This is a genomic window from Kitasatospora sp. NPDC004615 (genome assembly GCF_042873545.1).
In the GTDB taxonomy this organism is placed as follows: domain Bacteria; phylum Actinomycetota; class Actinomycetes; order Streptomycetales; family Streptomycetaceae; genus Kitasatospora.
The window spans coordinates 1-18,726 of sequence record NZ_JBIALQ010000007.1; the positions used below are offsets into that span (position 1 = coordinate 1).

Consider the following 18,726-nt stretch of genomic DNA (forward strand, 5'->3'; position numbering starts at 1 on the left):
GGGGGGGGGGGGGGGGGGGCGGGGGGGGGCGGGGGGGGGGGGGCGGGGGGGGGGGTTGGGGGGGGGGGGGGGGGGGGGGGGGGGGGCGCCGCGGGGGGGGGGGGGGGGGGGGGGGGGGGGGGGGGGGGGGGGCCCCCCCCCCGGGGGGGGGGGGGGGGGCGCCCCCGGGGGGGGGCCCCCCCCCCCCCCACGTCCTGACTACAGGCCGAGCGACTTCGCGATGATGGTGCGCATGACCTCGCTGGTGCCGCCGTAGATCCGGAACACCCGGTTGTCGGTGTAGAGGCGGGCGATCGGGTACTCCAGGATGTAGCCGTAACCGCCGTGCAGCTGGAGGCACTTGTCGATCACCTCGGAGGCCGACTCGGTGCAGAACAGCTTGGCCGCGGCGGCGTCCGCGACCGTCAGCTCGCCGTTCTGGTACAGCTCCAGCGCCTGGTCGACCATGGCCTGCTGGGCGAGCACCTGGGCCTGGCAGTCGGCCAGCGAGAACTTGGTGTTCTGGAACTCGGCGACGGCCTTGCCGAACACCTTGCGCTCCTTGACGTACTTCACCGCGAACTGCACCGCGGCGGCGGCCGAGGCGTACGCGCCGACCGCGATCGCCAGGCGCTCCTGCACCAGGTTGTGGGTCAGGTAGGAGAACGCCTTGCCCTCCTCGCCGAGCAGGTTCTCCACCGGGACCTTGACGTCGGTGAAGGCCAGTTCGGCGGTGTCCGAGGTGCGCAGGCCGATCTTCTGCAGCTTGCGGCCGACCGAGTAGCCCTCGGAGGTGGTGTCCACGCACAGGATGGACAGGCCCGCGCGGCGGTCCGCCGGGTCGTACGGCGCGGTGCGGCAGACCACCAGGACCAGGTCGGCCAGCACGCCGCCGGTGATGAAGGTCTTGGCGCCGTTGAGCACATAGTGGGTGCCGTCGGCGGACAGCTTCGCGGTGGTGGCGATGCCCGCCAGGTCGGAGCCCGCGCCCGGCTCGGTCATCGCGATCGCGGTCATGATGTCGCCCGAGACGAAGCCCGGCAGCCAGCGCTGCTTCTGCTCCTCGGACGCGTACTCCATCAGGTACGGCAGCACCAGGCCGGTGTGCACGCCGGAGGAGCCGAAGGTGACGCCCGCGCGGGCGGTCTCCTCGTAGATCACCGCCTGGTACTTGAAGCCGGTCTCGCCGGCGCCGCCGTACTCCTCCGGGACCTCGATGCCGTAGACGCCGAGCTCGCCCAGCTTGCGGTAGAAGTCGCGCGGCGGGTGGCCGGCCTCCTCCCAGCTCTCGTAGACCGGGACGACCTCGTTCGCGATGAAGTCCCGGATGGTCTCCCGGAACGCCTCGTGGTCCTCGTTGTACACGGTGCGGCGCACGGTGCGCTCCCTTCGGCGGCCGGCCGGCTGGTGCCCGGCTGGTTGGTCGGCGCAGCCAAGTTAATCGCCGGTAGCTTGCGGTGTCCAGGGTCGGCGGACGCCCGTTGGACGGCGCATCGGCCGAGGTCAGCCGAACCGTCGACGGACCTCCGGGCGCACGCGTCGGAAGGGTCTGCTGGGATGGGCTCCGGGGCACGCGTGCCTCGGCCGATCGCGACGGGAGCCGCATGAACAACGAGAACACCGCGAAGCTGGCGGTGCTGATCGACGCCGACAACGCCCAGGCGTCGATCGTCGAGCACCTGCTGGCGGAGGTCGCCAAGTACGGGACGGCGCACGTCAAGCGGGCCTACGGGGACTGGACCGGCACCGCGCTGAAGGGCTGGAAGGCGCAGCTGCTGGAGCACTCGATCCAGCCGATGCAGCAGTTCGCGTACACCACCGGCAAGAACGCGACCGACGCCGCGATGGTGATCGACGCGATGGACCTGCTGTACACCGGCCGGTTCGACGGCTTCTGCCTGGTCTCCAGCGACAGCGACTTCACCAGGCTGGCCTCCCGGATCCGCGAGTCCGGGCTGACGGTGTACGGGTTCGGGGAGCGCAAGACGCCCCGGGCCTTCGTCGCCGCCTGCGACAAGTTCATCTACGCCGAGAACCTGACCCCGATCGCGCATGCCGTCGCGCTGGCCGAGCCGATCGAGCCCGGGCAGTTGGACGGGGCGATGGCCGCCCTGCTGCACAGCGTGCTGGAGTCGGCGTCCGGGGACGACGGCTGGGCGCACCTCGGTGAGGTCGGCAACCAGATCCGCAAGCGCAAGCCGGACTTCGACCCGCGCACCTACGGGTTCCCCAAGCTGATGCCGCTGCTGGAGGCGAACGGCCAGTTCGAGGTGGTCAAGCGCGACCACGGCGAAGGCAACCCGCCGGTGGCCTATGCGCGGACCCGCCGCCAGAGCTGAAATTCGGGGCCGTGGTGGTCTCTCTGCAAACTGGTGCGAAAGTCGTACCGGGGGCGGCCGCACGTTTCCCCGGCGCCCGTAAATGGCTTGTGATTTCGGCCGGTTGGCGGGATCCGGGGTGATCACCCGTGTGGTGGCCGGGAGTTGACCGAGTATCGACAGAAATCGAGGAAATCCGAAAACAGTGGTCGCCTGATTGTCGTACTGGCACACTGGGGCCTCATGTCTGATGGCCTTCCCCCCGTTTCCGGCGCCGACGGAAGTGGCGTCGAATTCCCCGCGTCCGAGAACTCCGAGAATCTCCGCACCACGGAGGTCGACCTCGGTGGCCTGGTCGGCGTGCTCGCCACGCACCTCTACTCGACACCACTGGTGGCGCTGCGCGAACTGGTGCAGAACGCCCACGACTCGCACACCCGGCGCAGGCTGGAGGACCCGGAGAGCACCTACCGGCCACTGATCCGGGTCACCGGCGACCCGGCGGCCCGGACGGTGGCGATCGAGGACAACGGGGCCGGGCTCACCGAACCGGAGATCCACGCCTACCTGGCCACCGTCGGCACCGGCTACACCCGGATGCTGCGCGACCTGACGGGCAACCAGGAACTCATCGGCGCTTTCGGACTGGGCTTCCTGTCGGCGTTCTCGGTCGCCGAGGAAGTGACCGTCACCACCGCCTCGCACCGCGAACCGCACGCCGCGCACACCTACCGCAGCCGCGGCGGCGAGCAGTACAGCGTCGAGCCCGCCGCACCCCGCCCCGCGGCCGGCACCGTGGTGACCCTGCGGCTCAAGCCCGAGCACGCCCACCTCGCCGACCAGGAGGCGCTGCGCGAAGTCCTCGCCCGGTACTGCGTGCTGCTGCCCATCGACGTGTTCGTCGGCGACGACGACGAGGCCGTCAACAACGTCGCGGTGCCGTGGCGGCAGGACCTGCCAGGCTCGCCCTACCTGCACCGGATGCGCTTCGCCACCGCCTTCGCCCGCAGCTTCGAACCGCTGACCGCGTTCCCCGTCCAGCCCGCCGACGACCGCACCGACGCCGTCGGCCTGCTCTGGGTCCAGGACGGCGGCACCTACGGCTCCAGCGACAACCGCGACCTCGCGGTCTACCTGCGCGGCATGCTGCTCGCCGACGACGCCCGCGACCTGCTGCCCAGCTGGGCCGGCTTCATCGGCGGCGTGGTCGAGTCCAGCCGGCTCACCCCCACCGCCAGCCGCGAGGACCTCCAGCGCGACGAGCACTACCGGGCCCTCCAGCAGGCCCTCACCGACGCCATCGTCGACGGCCTGTACGAGACCGCCCGGCTGCACCCCGCCGCCTGGCGGCGGATCCTCGCCCGGCACGGCCAGGAACTGCTCGGCGCCGCCCTCTGCGACGACCGGCTGTTCACCCTGCTCGCCGACGACGTCCCCGTCCCCACCTCGCAGGGCGAACTCACCGCCGGCGCCCTGCGCGCCGCCGGCTCCGGCGCCGTGCACGTAGCCCTCGGCAGCGGCGGCGGCTTCGAGGAGATGCTGTACCGCGCGATGCAGGTACCGATCGCCCGCGGCGACCGGTACGCCGTCCTGCCGTTCCTGCGCCGCTACGCGCAGCTGCGGGACTGCCGGATCGTCGAACTCGGCAGCGAGAGCGGCAACCGCGAACTGTTCCGCGCCCCCGACCTGCCGCTGCCCGCCGAACAGCACGCCTGGCTGAGCGCCGCACTCACCGACGACGGCGAACAGCTCGTCCCGGCCCGCTTCGACCCGCCCGGGCTGCCACTGGTGCTGGTGCCCGACCGCGAGGCCGAACTCAAGGCCCGGATCGAGGACGACCAGGCGGACGCCCGCATCCCGTCCGCCGCGCTGCGCCTCGCCCGGGCGTTCACCGCGCGCACCGACGGCACCGTCAAGGCCCGGCTCTACCTCAACCTGGCCTCGCCCGCCGTGCACGACCTGCTGGCCGCCTACCGCGCCGGACACACCGGGGCGGCCACCGCCGCCGCGCTGCTGCGCTCGCTGAAGGTGATCATGGCGGCGGCCTCCGGCTCGACGGGCGGCTCGGGCGGCTCGGGCGGCGACCTGACCGCCGCCCTCGGCGGCATCTCCACGGCGGTCGCCGCGCTCACCGCCGACGTCCCCGCCGACGGCCTGTCGGCGGTGCCCGACACCATCTCCGCAGACACTCCGCAGGGGGACGAGGAACGATGACCACCGACATCTGGTCCTGGGTGCACGACACCCACCGCCAGCTCGCCGAATCCGGCCAGCACCGGCTCGCCGACGCACTCGCCGAGATCGCCGGCCACGCCGTCGAGGGCCGCAACGAGCAGCTCGACGCGATGTACCCCGAGGCGCTCGCCTCGGCCCGGGCCCTCGGCCTGCCCTGGGTGGAGGTCTTCCTGCGGCACTGGCGGCTGCAGAACCTGCTCAACAAGCGCTACCAGGGCGAGGCCGCGATGTCCGAGGCGGTGTCGCTGCTGGAGTTCGCGCACCGCGAGGAGACCGCCTCCTGCCCGCAATCGGTGTGCGCCGTCCAGGACTTCACCATCTGCCACGCCAACATCGACGGCCCCGGCTACGTGCCCGAGCGGCTCGCCGTGCTCGAGGAGACCCTGGAACGGGTCGAACCCGCCCGGGCCTGCTTCGACTGCCTCTCCCGCGAATACGCCGACACCCTGGAGGACGACGGCCGCCCCGCCGACGCCCTCGGCTACCTAGACCGCGCGCAGACCCGGATCCAGGCCGCCGGCGAGAACGTCTCGCTGTCCTTCGCGCACAGCCGGGTATCCGCCCTGCACCGCCTCGGCCGGCACCAGGACGCCCTGGACGCCTACGACACCGCCGAACACGCCTACGTCGCCGCCGGGAACCGCCTCGACGACGACGACCGCCGCAAGCTCGCCGTCGGCCGCGCCCTCCAGCACGCCGCCCTCGGCCGCACCGCGACCGCCCTCGAACTGCTGCCCGACGCCGAAGAGGCCGACCGCTACCCCGACATCCGGCACCGCTGGACCGCCGCCGTCGAACTGCTCACCGCCGCGGGCGAGTTCCCCAACGACGCCGCCCTCGGCGCCCGGCTGGCCGGCTGGGCCGGCGAACTCGACGCCGCCGGCTCCCACCGCCCCTGCCTCGACCTGGTGCTGACGGCCGGCCGGCTCGCTCTCGCCCGCGGCGCCCGCGAAGTGGCCCTCACGCTGGCCCGCACCGGCACCCGCAAGCTCGGCCGGCTGCGCCGCACCGACGGCGTCGCCGAACAGGTGGCCGCTCTGCGGGCCGCCGCCGAAGCCCTGCCCCACCCCGAACTGCCCGTTCCTGCCGACGAGTTGCCGCAGTGGCTGGCCGAGCACCGCCCCGAGCCGGAGACCGGCGCCGACCTGCTGGCCGCCGCCCTCGCCGGCGACGACGCACCCGACACCGTCCTGGTGCTCAACCTGGCCGGCGCGCTCGGCGCCCTCGGCCACGCCCGCGCCGTCACCGAACTGCTCTGGGCCCAGCTCGAACTCGACCCCGACAGCGACTACCTCACCGGCATGCTCGGCCAGCTGCTGATCGACGCCGAGGACGGCGACGGCATCGACCGGCTCGCCGACCGGCTGTCCGCCGACCCCGCCGACGCGCACTGGCTGCGCGCCCGCTGGGCCGCCGCCCAGGGCCGCTGGGCGGAGGTCGGCGAGCAGTGCGCCGCCGTCCTCGGGCACGAACCGGACGCCCTCAACACCCGTCGGCTGGCCGCCTCCGCCGCCACCCGCCGCGGCGACCACGCCGAGGCCCAGCGGCTCTACGAGGAGCTGCTGGAGCACGCCCTCGACCCCGCCGAGGCCGGCGAGGACGAGGAACACCGCACCGTTCAGCCCCCCGACCTCTGGCACCTCGCCACCGCCGCCACCGCCAACCGCGACTGGCCGGCCGTCCGCGCCGCCGGTGCCCGCCTCGGCATCGAGTTCGACACCGACAGCGGCCCGATCGACGAGGAGTGGCAGCTGATCGAACTCCGCGCCCCCCGCCTGGGCGGCACCACCGTCGACCTGCCCGCCCTGCGCACCGGCCCCGCCACCGCCCGGGTGCTGCCGGTCCTCGGCGACGACCACGACCTCAACCACGGCGATGTCGTGGTGTTCTCCCCCGCCGTTCTCAACGACCGCCCCGAACCCGGCGAGGAGGACGACTGGCACCCGGTCTTCGAATACCTCACCCTGCTCGACCCGGCCGGCTACACCACCTACTGGATCGACGGCGCCCGCCCCGACGACGACACCTGGTACGCCCTGCGCGGCGCCCTCCAGGAAGCCGGCTACGCGGTCTGGGCCTACAGCGGCGACCAGTACCGCATCACCGACCCGCACCACGACGGCGAAACCCTCCCCGGCGTCTACGCCGCCCTCGGCGTCCCGCCCACCGCCTCCGCCAAGGAAGCCGACATCCTCCTCACCGACCTCACCGCCTCCTGGCCCCACCCCCTCGCCTGGCCCGCCCTCGCCGAAGCCGCCGGCGCCGGCCTCGAGCGCCACCGCACGATCGTCGACGACTACGACCTGTAGGCCCTCCCGCCGACGGCCCGCGGTCCGGTCATCTCCGGGCCGCGGGCCGTCGGAGCCGGGTACCGTGAGACGTGCAGGCATCGGGGCGGACACCGCGCGTGGATCGAGAGGGAGCCGGGCATGAGCGCACAGCCGATCGCGTACGGCGACGTGGACCACGAGGCGGCACTGAAGTACGCGGTGCAGCTCATCGACCACCGGTGGGCCGAGGTCATCGAGGGGCGGATCGTTCTGGTGTCACCGATGTGGGATCACGAACGCCTCGTCGCCCGGATCCGTCGGCAGCTCGACGCCCGGATCGACGAACTCGGGTGCGTCAGCGGGTCCGGCAACCTCGACCTGCCCGGTTCCCCGAACTGGTACCTGGCCGACATCGCCGTGGTCCCGGACGACCTTGCCGACGGGGCCGGCGCGCTCACCCCCGACCAGACCCTGCTGGTCGTCGAGGTCACCTCCGAGTCCAACGGCGACACCGACCGCGTCACCAAGCGCAAGCGCTACGCCCAGTACGGGGCGCCGCTTTACCTGCTCGCCGACCGGCAGAGCCGCGAGTGCACCCTGTTCTCCGAGCCGCACGACCTGGGCTACGCGGTGGTGGACGGCCCGCATCCGTTCGGCACGCCGATCCGCCTGCCGAAGCCGTTCGACCTGGTCCTGGACACCACGCGTTTCTGAGTGCGCTGTCGTGAGTCCGACGGCAGTGGCCACCCCTTGTTCGCACCGGCGAGGGGGATCGGGCAAGGTGGGAGCCAGTAGGCAGCCCGACCGGGCGGCTGCCGGGGTGGCGGAGGAAGTGTCGTGTCCGAACGCAAGCCGGAGGGCGCACCGGCGCAGGAGGCGCCGCCCACCGAAGGGCTGCTCGGGCCGGATGTGCCGCCCATCGAACGGACCGTCAGCGTTCCGCACGCGCCGGAGCCCGCGCAGACCGAGGGGTTGCTCGGGCACACCGAGACGGCGGAGGCCGCCGTCCGGGCGCGGAACCCGCTCGCGCAGGACACCCTCACGCCCGAGGAGTGGAACGCGGCCGGGTACACCCCGGCGTACGGGCTGGACCTGACCGAGCTGCACAAGGGCGCGCCCGGTGACGCCCCCTGGCCGGACCGGATGCGTACCCTGCTGCGCACCCCCATGGCCGAGCGGCCCGCGTTCGAGCGGACCCCGCGCGAGCTGCACCCGGCCGCCGGGGCGCAGGCCCAGCGCAACGTGCCCCGGGTGCTGGACCTGTCGCTGCGGATCGGCGAGCTGCTGCTGGCCAGCGGCGAGGCCGCCGAGGACGTGGAGGCCGCGATGCTCGGCATCGCGCACGCCTACCGGCTCGACCACTGCGAACCGCAGGTCACCTTCACGCTGATCTCGATCTCCCACCAGCCTTCGCTGATCGACCCGCCGGTCACCGCGGACCGGGTGGTGCGCCGCCGCACCTCGGACTACACCCGGCTGGCCGCCGTGTACGAGCTGGTCGCGGACATCACGGCGGAGAAGGTCACCGTCAACGACGCCTACCGGCGCCTCGCCGGGATCCGCCGCAACCGGCACCCGTACCCGGCGTGGCTGCTGTCGCTGGCCACCGGGCTGCTGGCCGGCGCGGCGTCCTTCCTGGTCGGCGGGAAGCTCGACGGCAAGGCCTGGCTGGTGTTCGCGGCGGCCTTCGTCGCCGCCGTGGTCGGCGACCGGCTGGCCTCGTTCATCGCCCGCCGCGGGCTGCCGGAGTTCTACCAGTTCGTGATCGCCGCGATGCCCGCCGCGCTCTGCGGCATCCTGCTGTCCTTCAACGAGCTGCACCTGCGCGGCTCGGTGGTGATCACCGGTGGACTGTTCGCGCTGCTGCCCGGACGGGCCATGGTCGCCGCCGTGCAGGACGGCCTGACCGGTTTCTACATCACCGCCGCCGCCCGGCTGCTGGAAGTCGTGTACCTGGTCGCGGGCATCGTCATCGGCGTGATGCTGGTGCTGTACGTCGGCGTCAACTACAACGCCAAACTGCGGCCCGACGAGTCGATCGGCGGCACCAGCGCCTCCCCGCCGGTCCAGCTGATCGCCGCGATGGTGCTGGCGCTGGCCTTCGCGATGCTGCTGCAGACCGACCGGCGCTCGCTGCCGATGGTGGTGCTGAACGCGGGCATCGGCTGGTCCACGTACGGCGTGCTGGTCTACAACGCCGGGATCTCGGCGATCGTCGCGACCGGCCTGGCCGCCGGTCTGGTCGGCCTGTTCGGCCAGCTGCTGGCCCGCTTCGAGGCGTCCTCCGCGCTGCCGTACGTGACGGCCGCGATGGGCCCGCTGATGCCCGGTTCGGCGCTGTACCTGGGCATGCTGGCGTTCGCCCAGGGCCACCCGTCGAACGGGCTGGTGTCGGCGAGCCGGGCCGTGGCGCTCGCGATGGCGCTGGCCATCGGCGTCAACCTCGGTGGCGAGGTGGCCCGGCTGTTCCTGAAGAACCCGGGCGCCAGCGACCGCGAAGCCCCGCACCTGCTGATCCCGCGCCGGGCCGCGAAGCGCACCCGCGGCTTCTGACCCGGCCCGGCCGACCGTACCGAACCGAAGGCACCACCCGATGCTCAGTGCACTGCTCGACGGCTACCACCAGCACATCGTGGAGGCCCACAAGCAGCCGCTGTTCCTGCTGCTGGTCGGGTTCATCACCTCCTTCGTGTGCATCCGCTTCAGCACCCGGATGATCCGCGCCCAGGTCCGCTGGTGGCCCGGCAACATCACCCCCGGCGGGCTGCACATCCACCACATGGTGTTCGGCCTGGGCTTCCTGCTGCTCGGCGGCATCGGCGTGTTCGCCACCGGCGGCGGCCACCCGTGGATCGACTGGTTCGGCCTGTCCTTCGGCATCGGCTGCGGCCTGGTGCTGGACGAGTTCGCGCTGATCCTGCACCTGGACGACGTGTACTGGAGCGAACAGGGCCGCAAGTCCGTGGACGCGGTGATCCTCGGCATCCTGCTCACCGCGCTGCTGCTCACCGGGTACGTGCCGCTCGGCCTGGTGCCCGGGCAGAGCACCCGGTGGGGGGTGGTCGCGGTGATCGCGGGCAACGCGCTGATGAGCGTGGTCGCGCTGCTCAAGGGCAAGGTGTGGACGGGGCTGCTGGGCATCATGGTGCCCGGCCTGTCCTGGATCGGCGCGGTCCGGCTGGCCCGCCCGTCCAGCCCGTGGGCGCGCTGGCGGTACGTCGGCCGCCCCCGGCGGATGGCCCGGGCGAACCGGCGCGAACGGCGGCTGCACGCTCGTACGGACCGGGCGCGCACCTGGCTGTTCGACCTGATCGCCGGGGCGCCCGACAAGGTGCCGGCCGGGCATCCCAAGGCGCACGCGGTGGCCGAGCGGATGGCCGCCAAGGCGCTGGCCCACCGCGACCAGCCGCGGCCGACGGGCGGGCGGCGGGCCGTTGCCGCGGCCACCGACCCGGCCCGCCGGGCCCGCGCCCAGCGCCGCCGCCGCACCGTCCGGGCCGGGCGGCCGCGCACCACCGCGACCGGTAAGCCGCCGCAGCGGGCACGCTGACGGACTGCCGGATGCCGGGCCCCGGGGACGCCGGCCGGTAGGGTTCGTGGGCGACCCACCCCCTTCGCGTAGGCATCGGTTCCGACAATCGGACATCTCACCCGGGTGGCCGCATTGCGGTGGCGTCGACGCTCCGTCAGGTCTGAGAATCTGGCGGTGCGTGACCGAATTGTCACGTGATGGGACAGTCGGTCGATTCCTTTGGCCGATCACCAGAACGCGCCGAGGAAGGACCCTCATGCCCCGCAGGCTCCTCCCCGCCCTCCTCCTCGCCACCGCCGCACTGCTCACCCTGCTGCCCGCCGCGAGCGCCCCCGCCGCCCCCGTCCCCGCCGTCCGGCCCGCCGACGACCCCGACGACGAGGCGTACCCGTCCGCCGAGGACGTCGCCCGGGCCAAGGCCGAGGCCGACGGCAAGGCCGCCGACGCCACCGACCTCGAAGCCCGGCTCGCCGCCGCCCGCACCGAACTCGACCGGATCGGGCAGGCCGCCGAACAGGCCGTCGAGGCGTACAACGGCGCCCTCGCCCGGCTCGCCAAGGCCCAGCAGGCGGCAACGGCCGCCGCCGCCCGCGCCGCCATCGCGGAGGCCACCCGGGCCCGGGCCGCCGACCGGGCCGCCGGGCTCGCCGCCGAGATGTACCGGCAGGGCGCCTCCCCCCAACTTGCCGCGCTGGACGCCTTGCTGGGCTCCCGCGGCCCGAGCGAACTGTCCGTCCAGGCCGCCGCGGTCGGCGTCGCCGGCGCCCAGACCCGGCAGATCCTCGACGACGCCACCAGCACCGCGAAGGCCGCCGCCCGCGCCGCCGCCGACACCCGCCGCGCCGAGACCGCGGCCCGCACCGCCGCCGACACCGTCCGCACCGCCAAGGACGCCGCCCAGCAGCGGCTCGCCGACCAGCAGCGCCAGGTCACCGAGATCGGCCAACGCCAGAACACCCTGCTCGCCGAACTCGCCGCCGCCCGCGACACCAGCGTCGACCTCGAACGCCAACGCCAGGACGCGCTCGACGAGATCGCCCAGCGCGAGGCCGAGGAGGCCGCCCGCCAGGCCGAGACCGACCACGCCGGCACCGGCCGGCTCCACCCCGCCCCCGAACGCGAACAGCCCTGGTCCGCCGAGGGCGCCGCGTCCGCCCTCGCCTTCGCCCGCTCCGTCATCGGCCTGCCCTACATCTGGGGCGGCGAAGGCCCCCAGGGCTACGACTGCTCCGGCCTGACCATGATGGCCTGGCGCCAGGGCGGCAAGAACCTCACCCACTTCGCCGCCGACCAGTACGCCGAATCCACCCCCGTCACCTACGACCGGCTCCGCCCCGGCGACCTGATCTTCTGGACCAAGACCGGCCGCGCTGCCGACATCTACCACGTCGCCATCTACCTCGGCGACGACCAGATGATCGAAGCCCCCCGCCCCGGCACCGCCATCAAGCAGGCCAGCCTCTGGATCATGGGACGCCCCGACTTCTACGCCCGTCCCTGACGCCCTATTTCCCGTTGATTCTGCGCCTACCTTGCGCGTTCGCAAGATCGATGGGAGGGCGAGTAGGCAGTTCGACGGCAGCGCCTACCGATTCCTCGATTCTTCACCATCACGGGTGATCTGACGCTGCTTCACCCCGCCCAGGCTCGGCGGGAGGGCGATGGTCGCGCCATGACTGACAGCTCTGATGTTCTAATCACCGAGGCCGTGTCCGTGCCGTCGGCTTCTGATGTGAGGGTGCGTTACCGCAGTAAGAGCGGCGCCTTCGTGGACACCTCGTTGGACCGGGTGTCGGTCGACGATGTGCTGCTCGCCCTGCTCAAGGACCTCATGACCCACAGCGACGAAGACTGCCACGGGGCCCTCATCATCACGCGACCCGGAAGAGACCCCGGCAACATCTACGACCAACTGCACCGACTTCAAACCGTCGACTGGATCACGAGCCGACAGGAGGATGACGACTCCTGGAACGCCAGGGCCACCCCAGGACGCGGCCCCGGGCGCCGCCGGACCTATTATCAACTCACCCCGGCCGGACGGAACGCGGCCTCCCACGAGGCCGCCCGTTGGGCGCCGCGCCGGCGTACACGCGAACGCGCCCAACCGCGTACGGATGAGTGGCTCCGGAGCTGATCTTGTGGCAGACAGGGCCTACGCGGACCAGATTCTAGGGCTGCCACTCTTCCCGGTAACAAGGGTGCTCGGTGCACGACTGTGCGAGTGCGCGAAGCACATGGTCAAGGCAGGCGAAGTACACGTTGGAAAGATCCGTTCCCGCCATAGGCATGGGTTAGCGTGTCGACGATGTCGAACATTGGCAGGTGACCGCCATGTAGAGCGCCAAATCCGAAGTGGGAAGGACTGCCAAACATATGTGATGGGCTCCAGGTCTCTTGGCACTCAACCTTGGGTGGACTACGCTGCGAGCCAACCGTTCAGCATCGCTCCCAAGCTGACCTGAGGCTGCGGTGCGCGAGAGATGGTCCCAGTGGCACCGCAGGTTTTCGGCAGAAAGACCTAGGGTCCATCTGACGTGGCGATAGGATCACAGCGTGACCACAGCGAGGTACGCACCCAGATTCCTTAGATGGATGCTCGATGGCACCGCAGCAAGCCCGCTGAATACGTACATGCCAAGCTCGGACTTCTGCGAGTTGGAGCAGATCCCTCGCCCCCTGATGGATGAGATCCTAGGCGTGCTTGGCGGGGCGGGAGATATCGAAGTCGCACGCAGGACTGGTGGTGGCTTGCCTTTGGTCAGGTTTACTGCCCAAGGTCTCGGAAAAGCGCGTTACCACGATATCTTGCGATCGGATCGCGTGGCTCGCGCACTGCACGCACGAGAAGAAATTCTTGATTGGGCATTCAAGGGTGGTGATGCCGGAAATAGTCCCAGTGTTCAGGGATTTCGATTGTCAGATGCATCCTTCTATTACGGGGATGCGCTCTCGGTGCAAGAAATTGAGTTCGCGCTCGAATGTCTCGAAAGCAAGGGTCTTGTCAAGCCTGGCTGGAATGAGCGACTATCTCTCACTCCGGGCGGGTTCGATTGCGTGATAGGTGGAGGAAACATGGCTCAAAATGCTGATCGATCGCGCGACCGTGGCGATTCATACAACTTTCACGGGCCGGTTCATGGTGCTCAAATCGGCGGCATGAACAATACGCAGACTAATAATTTCGGTGTCGAGCCGGAAGCCTTGGTTACGTGGGCGCAGCAGCTGCGGCAGCTCTCTCCTCAGGTCGGACTCGACGAGATCCTGGAAGCTGAGCTGGTCTCAGAGGTCGAGATTTTGGAATCGGCAAATTCGGTCTCCCCGCCGCAGCCAAGTAGGTTGCGGCGCGCAGGAAATCGCATTATGGAAATCCTGCAATCCTCACCGGATTCCCCGATTGGGCAGCTACTTATCACCGGCGGGACAGCGGCCATCTCCGCCGCTTTCGCCGGCTGAGGTTGATCCTGAGTACAGAGTGAGGAGTGAGGTGCCGTGGCATCGAATAGCATGGAAGCTCCAGATATCCGCGAAAGCATCTATGTGGACATCCCGCGAGTCCGGACGCTTCTTGCCCAGCTATCTGCAAGGCTCCCTCCGAAGCATGTTTCTAGACGCCTTAGTCGGTGGGTTGATTCATTTACGGATGTTGTGGGATTCGGGCCCGAACAGGACTCTCCCGGGCGAGAGTCTCGATCCCTTGCTGACCTTCATGTGGCGATGCTTGAAGAGAACGCGCAGACCCTCGGCCTCATCGCCGACATCTCGGATTTGGCTAACCGCCCCAAAAACTGGCTTCGTGGTCGGCTTCATCGCGCTCTAGTCCCGGGATCTCTGATAAGGGTAACGGCCCCAACGCAAATAATCGAATTTTCGTCGTTTGTCAAATCGATCGAGAGCGTGGGGATTGCCGCGGGCGACGATGGAGAGTTTTCGGGAATGATTGCAAAGGTCGTCCGCGCAATGTATGGAGAGCAGCCGGTAATCCGCTCGCTCCCATGTGGACTTGATCAGCCAGAGTACCGCTTTACTGGAATTGTGACCGATCCGGCTGGGTATATCTCAAAAGAGCGAGAAGCGCTTTTCTCGCGCCTTGGCGCAGATGCCCAGGCCTGGACAATGGTTGCTTCAGTGAGTAGAATTCCCGACAAGCATGCAGTTGTTGGAATCGACGGGATCCAGCGTGCTGTCGAGTCGCTGAAGGCGCAACTCGCCCTCAGTCCTGATAAAATCGATCGCGGATCTTTCGAGTCGATGGTTCAGGAGACCGGTCGAGCGCTTGAAAGTATGGGAATTTCAGAGGCTCCTAGCTGGCCTGCTATCTCAGTGATTCCTCTGGCGGTTTACCGTTCAGTCCTTCCCGTGGTGCTCGATGATTCTCTGACGGCTGAAGACTGATCTTTAATGTGCAAGGCAAATGGCCCGATCTGATCTGAAAGCGCTTCGCACGTACTGCCGAGCGCCGCAGCAACGTGTCCGGCTGTTTGCCAGCATGGTTGAGCCTCTCCGCTTGTTCTGGGAGGTCGGCCAGAAGGCCAAGTGGTGAAGCAGTCGTGGCCGCCTGCTCGTCTCGGAGCCCTACCCTGGGGCGGGCAGGCGGCCAGGGCTTGGAGGGAACCAGGCTGAGCAGGGGACAATGAGTACCTATGAGCGAGATCCGGGTTGAGGCCGTCTTCCAAGCCTCCGGCGAGGCAACCGTGGGACGCATGTGCGAGATTGATCCCGCTCTTGCGGGTTTTCCCCTCACAACTGAAGTGGATGTTCTTCAAGTCGTACTTGAGTTCCCGAAATTCGATGGCCGCTTTCCGGCGGCAGGGTACTTCGGCTGGTCGGGTGACGATGCCAGTGCGCCCGTCGCACTGCTCCCGGCGCACTTCTTGGTACACACACAGTTTGCTGTTGCCTCAGGTCTTGGCGAACCAGAACTGCAAGTTGAACTGAAGGCCGCCGTCGAGGCCATCCGGTTCGCAGCCGCGCGCCTGTCTGATGCGCTTCGTGTCGAGCAGCCGAACGTGGGCCTGGTGGGGGAGATCCCGAAGATGCTCTCTCTGAAGGCTACGGACACCACCGATGGACGCGAGCTGAGGGTGGGCCAGCCGCTTGTCCCGGGGTATCCCATCGTCGTTGGCTTGCCCCCACTGACCGTAGATGCAGCCATGAGTTCCCTGAGGGACGGTGTCTCGCCGGCGCGCGCAGCGCTTTCGCAAGCCAGGCATCTGACCCAGTCGACCAACAGCCCGCAGCCGGGCCTCGCGACACTGCTCGCCCTTGTGGCAGCCGAGAGCTTCGCCAAGGAACATCTGGCGACTCGTCAGGCCGCTGATCGGCCGAGCCTGCGGAACCTCCAGCAGAAACACGGAAGTTCAGTCGTCAAGCACTACGACCAGATCGCCGAGGCGCTGATCGGCAGCTCGCTCAAGGACGATGATCCGATGCTCTACGAGGATCTCGGCTCAGCCTTCAATGCCCGGAACAGGATGGCCCACAAGCTCGAAGCCCCGACGCATCAGGAAGTCAAGAAGCTAGTCGTTACGGCTATGAAGGCCATGGACTGGCTCAGGACTCGTCCCTGAGGGGCGGTTCGCCGGTGGCGTGAGTTTCAATCCGGCAGTTGCAGCCAGTCCGTCGACGTGTCCAGTATGCCTACTGCTGGTGAACCGGTACCGGCTGCTCAACGTCATCTAACCCCAGACGGGCGAGACGCCGCCACCCGCACGAGGTTCTTCCGCTTGCCAGTCCCGCCCATCCTGGCGCGAGGGAAACGCAAAGAAGATGAGACAAAAGCTCCGCGAGATCGCTGAGACAACCCACAACAGTCCAGCTCATCTTGAAGCCGAATGAAGATCGCGAGTGGAACCTACAAGGTGGTGCACGGTGGCCGCTTTGTCCGCCTGGAGCCAATCGGTGACGGGCGGCAGAGTCATGACGGCATTGTTCCGGGCGCCACGGACAGGTTCTGACGCGCTGTCGGCGACCGGGCGGAAAACCGGATGACGCGGTTCGGGGCCCGTCATACCGTGGCCGGATGGGCAACGACACGCAGCAGCACCGCGCCGACCAGGGCGTCGAGATCCGGCCGATCACCCGTGACGAACTCGCCGTGTGGGACCGGGCGGTAGCCCGCGGCTTCCTGCGGCCGCACGTCGCCCCGGCGAAGGAGTGGCGGGAGGTGCTGTTCGAGCCGGGGCGGATGCAGGGCGCGTTCGACCACACCGACCCGACGCCGGACGGTCCGCGCTGCGTGGCCACCTTCCGCAGCTTCGACACCGAACTGACCGTCCCCGGCGGGGCCCGGCTGACGGTGGACGCGATCACCGCCGTCACCGTCAACTCCACCCACCGCCGGCGCGGGCTGCTCAGCGGCATGATGCGCTACGACCTGGCCGCCGCCCGCGAGCGCGGCCTGTCCGCGGCGATCCTGATCGCCGCCGAGTACAACATCTACGGCCGCTTCGGCTTCGGCCCGGCCACCTACGCCACCGGCTGGCGGGTGGACGTGCTGCGGGCCGGCGGCCTGCGGGCCGGGCTGCCCGTGCATGAGGGGCACCGGATCGACTTCGTCACGCTGGAGGAGGTCCGCAAGCTCGGCCCCGGGTTCTACGAGCGCTGGCGGCTCACCCAGCCCGGTGCGATCGAGCGCCCGGAGCACTGGTGGCGGCTGCGCACCGGTGACATCGAGCTGCCCGGTTTCGACTGGAAGGAGGGCTTCACCGCCCTCCACCGCACGGCCGACGGCACCGTCACCGGCCTGATCAATTACACCGTGGACGAGAAGTTCGACGGCGCCTACCCCAATTGCCCGCTGAACGTCCGGGACTTCCTGGCGCTCGACCAGCAGACCGCCAACGCGCTCTGGGAGTTCGCGTTCTCGGTCGACTGGGTGCGCCACGTGATCGTTGACGGCCTGCGGCCCGACGATCCGCTGCCGCTGCTGCTGAACGACCCGCGCGCCGCCGTCCCGCACGAGGAGGACTCCGACTTCACCTGGCTGCGCCTGCTCGACCTGCCCGCCGCGTTCGCCGCCCGCCAGTACACCGCCCCCGGCCGCCTGGTGCTGGACGTCACCGACCCCGAGGGCTGGACGGCCGGCCGCTGGGCGCTGGAGACGGCCGCCGACGGCACCGGCCGGATCGTCCCCACCGAGGACGCGGCGGACCTCGCCCTCGGCGTCGGCGCGCTCGGCACCCTCTACCTGGGCGCCGACACCGCCACCCGCCTGGCCGCGGCCGCCGTGGTCTCCGAACTCACCCCCGGAGCCGCCACGTTGGCCGACACCCTGCTCCGTCCCGCCCGCACCCCCTGGAACCCCGACAGTTTCTGACGCCGCCTCAGGCGGTGGGTGGCTTGACGGCGGTCTTTCCTATGGTGGGCAGGATGAAGTCCTGAATGAGCCCCTTGGCGTCCCGGACAATCGGTCGGAATATCCGATAGCGCGACAGGTTGATCAACCGGGCCGCCATGGGGGTGGACCGCCGGACGAACTCGCGGGTGCGCTCGGTGTCCTCGGTGCGGTCGAAGACCCAGTAGAGGACGACGACCATCAGGTGCAACCACAGGACGTCGGGCAGGAGTTCGACCAGCTCGGCGTCCAGCTTGGGGGCCAGCTCGGAGCCCTGCAGGACGTCGCGGAACAGCTCCACCGCGGTGGCCCGGGCCGGGTGCGACTCGTTCGAGAACGGGCTGAGCGAGCTGGTCGGGTCGGCGGCCGTGCGGAAGAATTGCGCGGAGAACTCGTGGTACGGGGCGGCCGTGTCCAGCCAGGAGTTCAAGGCGATCTCCAGGCGCTCGGAGAAGTCCTTGGTGCCGGCCATCCGCCGACGGGCATCGGCGGCGTGGTCGTACGTCATCCGGTCGTAGAACCCCTGGATCAGGAATTCCTTCGCGGAGAAGTAGTAGTAGGCGTTGCCGACCGAGACACCCGCCTCGGCGGCGATCGCCCGCATCGTGGTCTTCTCGTAGCCGCGCTCCTGGAACATCCGCATCGCGGTCTCCAGGATCAGGGCCCGGGTGGCCTCGCTCTTGTCCGTCTTCGGCTGGGCCCGGCCGCCCGGAAGTTCACCGCCGGACACAGTGGTGCCCGGCTCGTTCCGGTCGCTCGCGTTTTCCGGTTCCACAGGGCCCCGCTGGGGTCGTTCCCGGTCGTTCTCTGGCACCTTCGCCCCGCCTGCCGTTCGCTTCGCCCCAGTCGCCTGTGGACCAGTCACCTGTGGAACCGAGCCTAGCCCGGACCCGGACAACTCCGGACCGGGAGGGCGAAACGCCGCCCGGCGGGCAGCCCCGGTGCCCCCCGGCACCGGGCGCGTCATCTCCCCGCTCCGGCCATCCCCTCCTCGGCCGGGGCGCGCAGTTTCGAACGCGTTCAAAACTGTTCGGGACGACTCTAGGGCACCGGCTG

The 18,726-nt window shown here is 69.9% G+C and carries 14 protein-coding genes; 12 read left to right on the forward strand and 2 right to left on the reverse strand.

The features are described 5' to 3' along the window. Window positions 1–198: 198 nt before the first annotated feature. A complete protein-coding gene (locus ACFYS8_RS23690) occupies window positions 199–1,356 on the reverse strand; it encodes an acyl-CoA dehydrogenase family protein (RefSeq protein WP_387643885.1) in 1,158 nt (385 codons plus the stop codon). A 227-nt stretch (window positions 1,357–1,583) separates the two neighbouring features. Between ACFYS8_RS23690 and ACFYS8_RS23695 the strand changes: the two genes are divergently transcribed. The 12 genes from ACFYS8_RS23695 to ACFYS8_RS23750 all read left to right on the forward strand — a co-directional run bounded on the left by ACFYS8_RS23695 (window position 1,584) and on the right by ACFYS8_RS23750 (window position 17,652). Next, window positions 1,584–2,318: an NYN domain-containing protein gene (locus ACFYS8_RS23695; RefSeq protein WP_387643887.1), complete on the forward strand. Its 735-nt coding sequence runs from the start codon at window positions 1,584–1,586 to the stop codon at window positions 2,316–2,318. Between the two features lie 222 nt (window positions 2,319–2,540). Beyond that, window positions 2,541–4,511 carry an ATP-binding protein gene (locus tag ACFYS8_RS23700; RefSeq protein WP_387643890.1) on the forward strand — a complete coding sequence of 657 codons (1,971 nt, stop codon included), beginning with the start codon at window positions 2,541–2,543 and terminating at the stop codon, window positions 4,509–4,511. After that, on the forward strand, window positions 4,508–6,841 hold the full coding sequence (locus ACFYS8_RS23705) for a tetratricopeptide repeat protein (protein ID WP_387643891.1): 2,334 nt from the start codon (window positions 4,508–4,510) through the stop codon (window positions 6,839–6,841). Before ACFYS8_RS23700 ends, ACFYS8_RS23705 begins: the two co-directional genes overlap by 4 nt. 120 nt (window positions 6,842–6,961) lie before the next feature. Next, a complete protein-coding gene (locus ACFYS8_RS23710; RefSeq protein ID WP_387643893.1) occupies window positions 6,962–7,516 on the forward strand; it encodes a Uma2 family endonuclease in 555 nt (184 codons plus the stop codon). Between the two features lie 123 nt (window positions 7,517–7,639). After that, window positions 7,640–9,355 (forward strand): threonine/serine exporter ThrE family protein, encoded by a 1,716-nt coding sequence (locus ACFYS8_RS23715; RefSeq protein WP_387643896.1) that lies wholly within the window; start codon window positions 7,640–7,642, stop codon window positions 9,353–9,355. Window positions 9,356–9,395: 40 nt separating this feature from the next. After that, window positions 9,396–10,352, forward strand: a complete 957-nt coding sequence (locus tag ACFYS8_RS23720; RefSeq protein WP_387643898.1) for a hypothetical protein — start codon at window positions 9,396–9,398, stop codon at window positions 10,350–10,352. Window positions 10,353–10,590: 238 nt separating this feature from the next. Continuing rightward, complete coding sequence (locus ACFYS8_RS23725) at window positions 10,591–11,835, forward strand: C40 family peptidase (RefSeq protein WP_387643901.1); 1,245 nt, start codon at window positions 10,591–10,593, stop codon at window positions 11,833–11,835. Between the two features lie 171 nt (window positions 11,836–12,006). Further along, the gene (locus ACFYS8_RS23730; RefSeq protein WP_387643903.1) at window positions 12,007–12,471 is read left to right on the forward strand and encodes a PadR family transcriptional regulator; all 465 of its coding nucleotides are present in this window, start codon (window positions 12,007–12,009) and stop codon (window positions 12,469–12,471) included. Between the two features lie 458 nt (window positions 12,472–12,929). Beyond that, entirely contained in the window at window positions 12,930–13,790 is an 861-nt protein-coding gene (locus ACFYS8_RS23735; RefSeq protein ID WP_387643906.1) for a hypothetical protein, read from the forward strand. 261 nt (window positions 13,791–14,051) lie between these two features. Then, window positions 14,052–14,729 (forward strand): hypothetical protein, encoded by a 678-nt coding sequence (locus tag ACFYS8_RS23740; protein WP_387643908.1) that lies wholly within the window; start codon window positions 14,052–14,054, stop codon window positions 14,727–14,729. Between the two features lie 248 nt (window positions 14,730–14,977). After that, window positions 14,978–15,904, forward strand: a complete 927-nt coding sequence (locus ACFYS8_RS23745; protein WP_387643911.1) for a hypothetical protein — start codon at window positions 14,978–14,980, stop codon at window positions 15,902–15,904. A 452-nt stretch (window positions 15,905–16,356) separates the two neighbouring features. Beyond that, the gene (locus ACFYS8_RS23750) at window positions 16,357–17,652 is read left to right on the forward strand and encodes a GNAT family N-acetyltransferase (RefSeq protein ID WP_387643913.1); all 1,296 of its coding nucleotides are present in this window, start codon (window positions 16,357–16,359) and stop codon (window positions 17,650–17,652) included. Window positions 17,653–17,659: 7 nt separating this feature from the next. Here the strand turns inward: ACFYS8_RS23750 and ACFYS8_RS23755 are convergent, their stop codons facing one another. After that, window positions 17,660–18,445, reverse strand: coding sequence for a TetR family transcriptional regulator (locus ACFYS8_RS23755; RefSeq protein WP_387643915.1), 786 nt, complete (start codon window positions 18,443–18,445; stop codon window positions 17,660–17,662). Window positions 18,446–18,726: the final 281 nt, after the last annotated feature.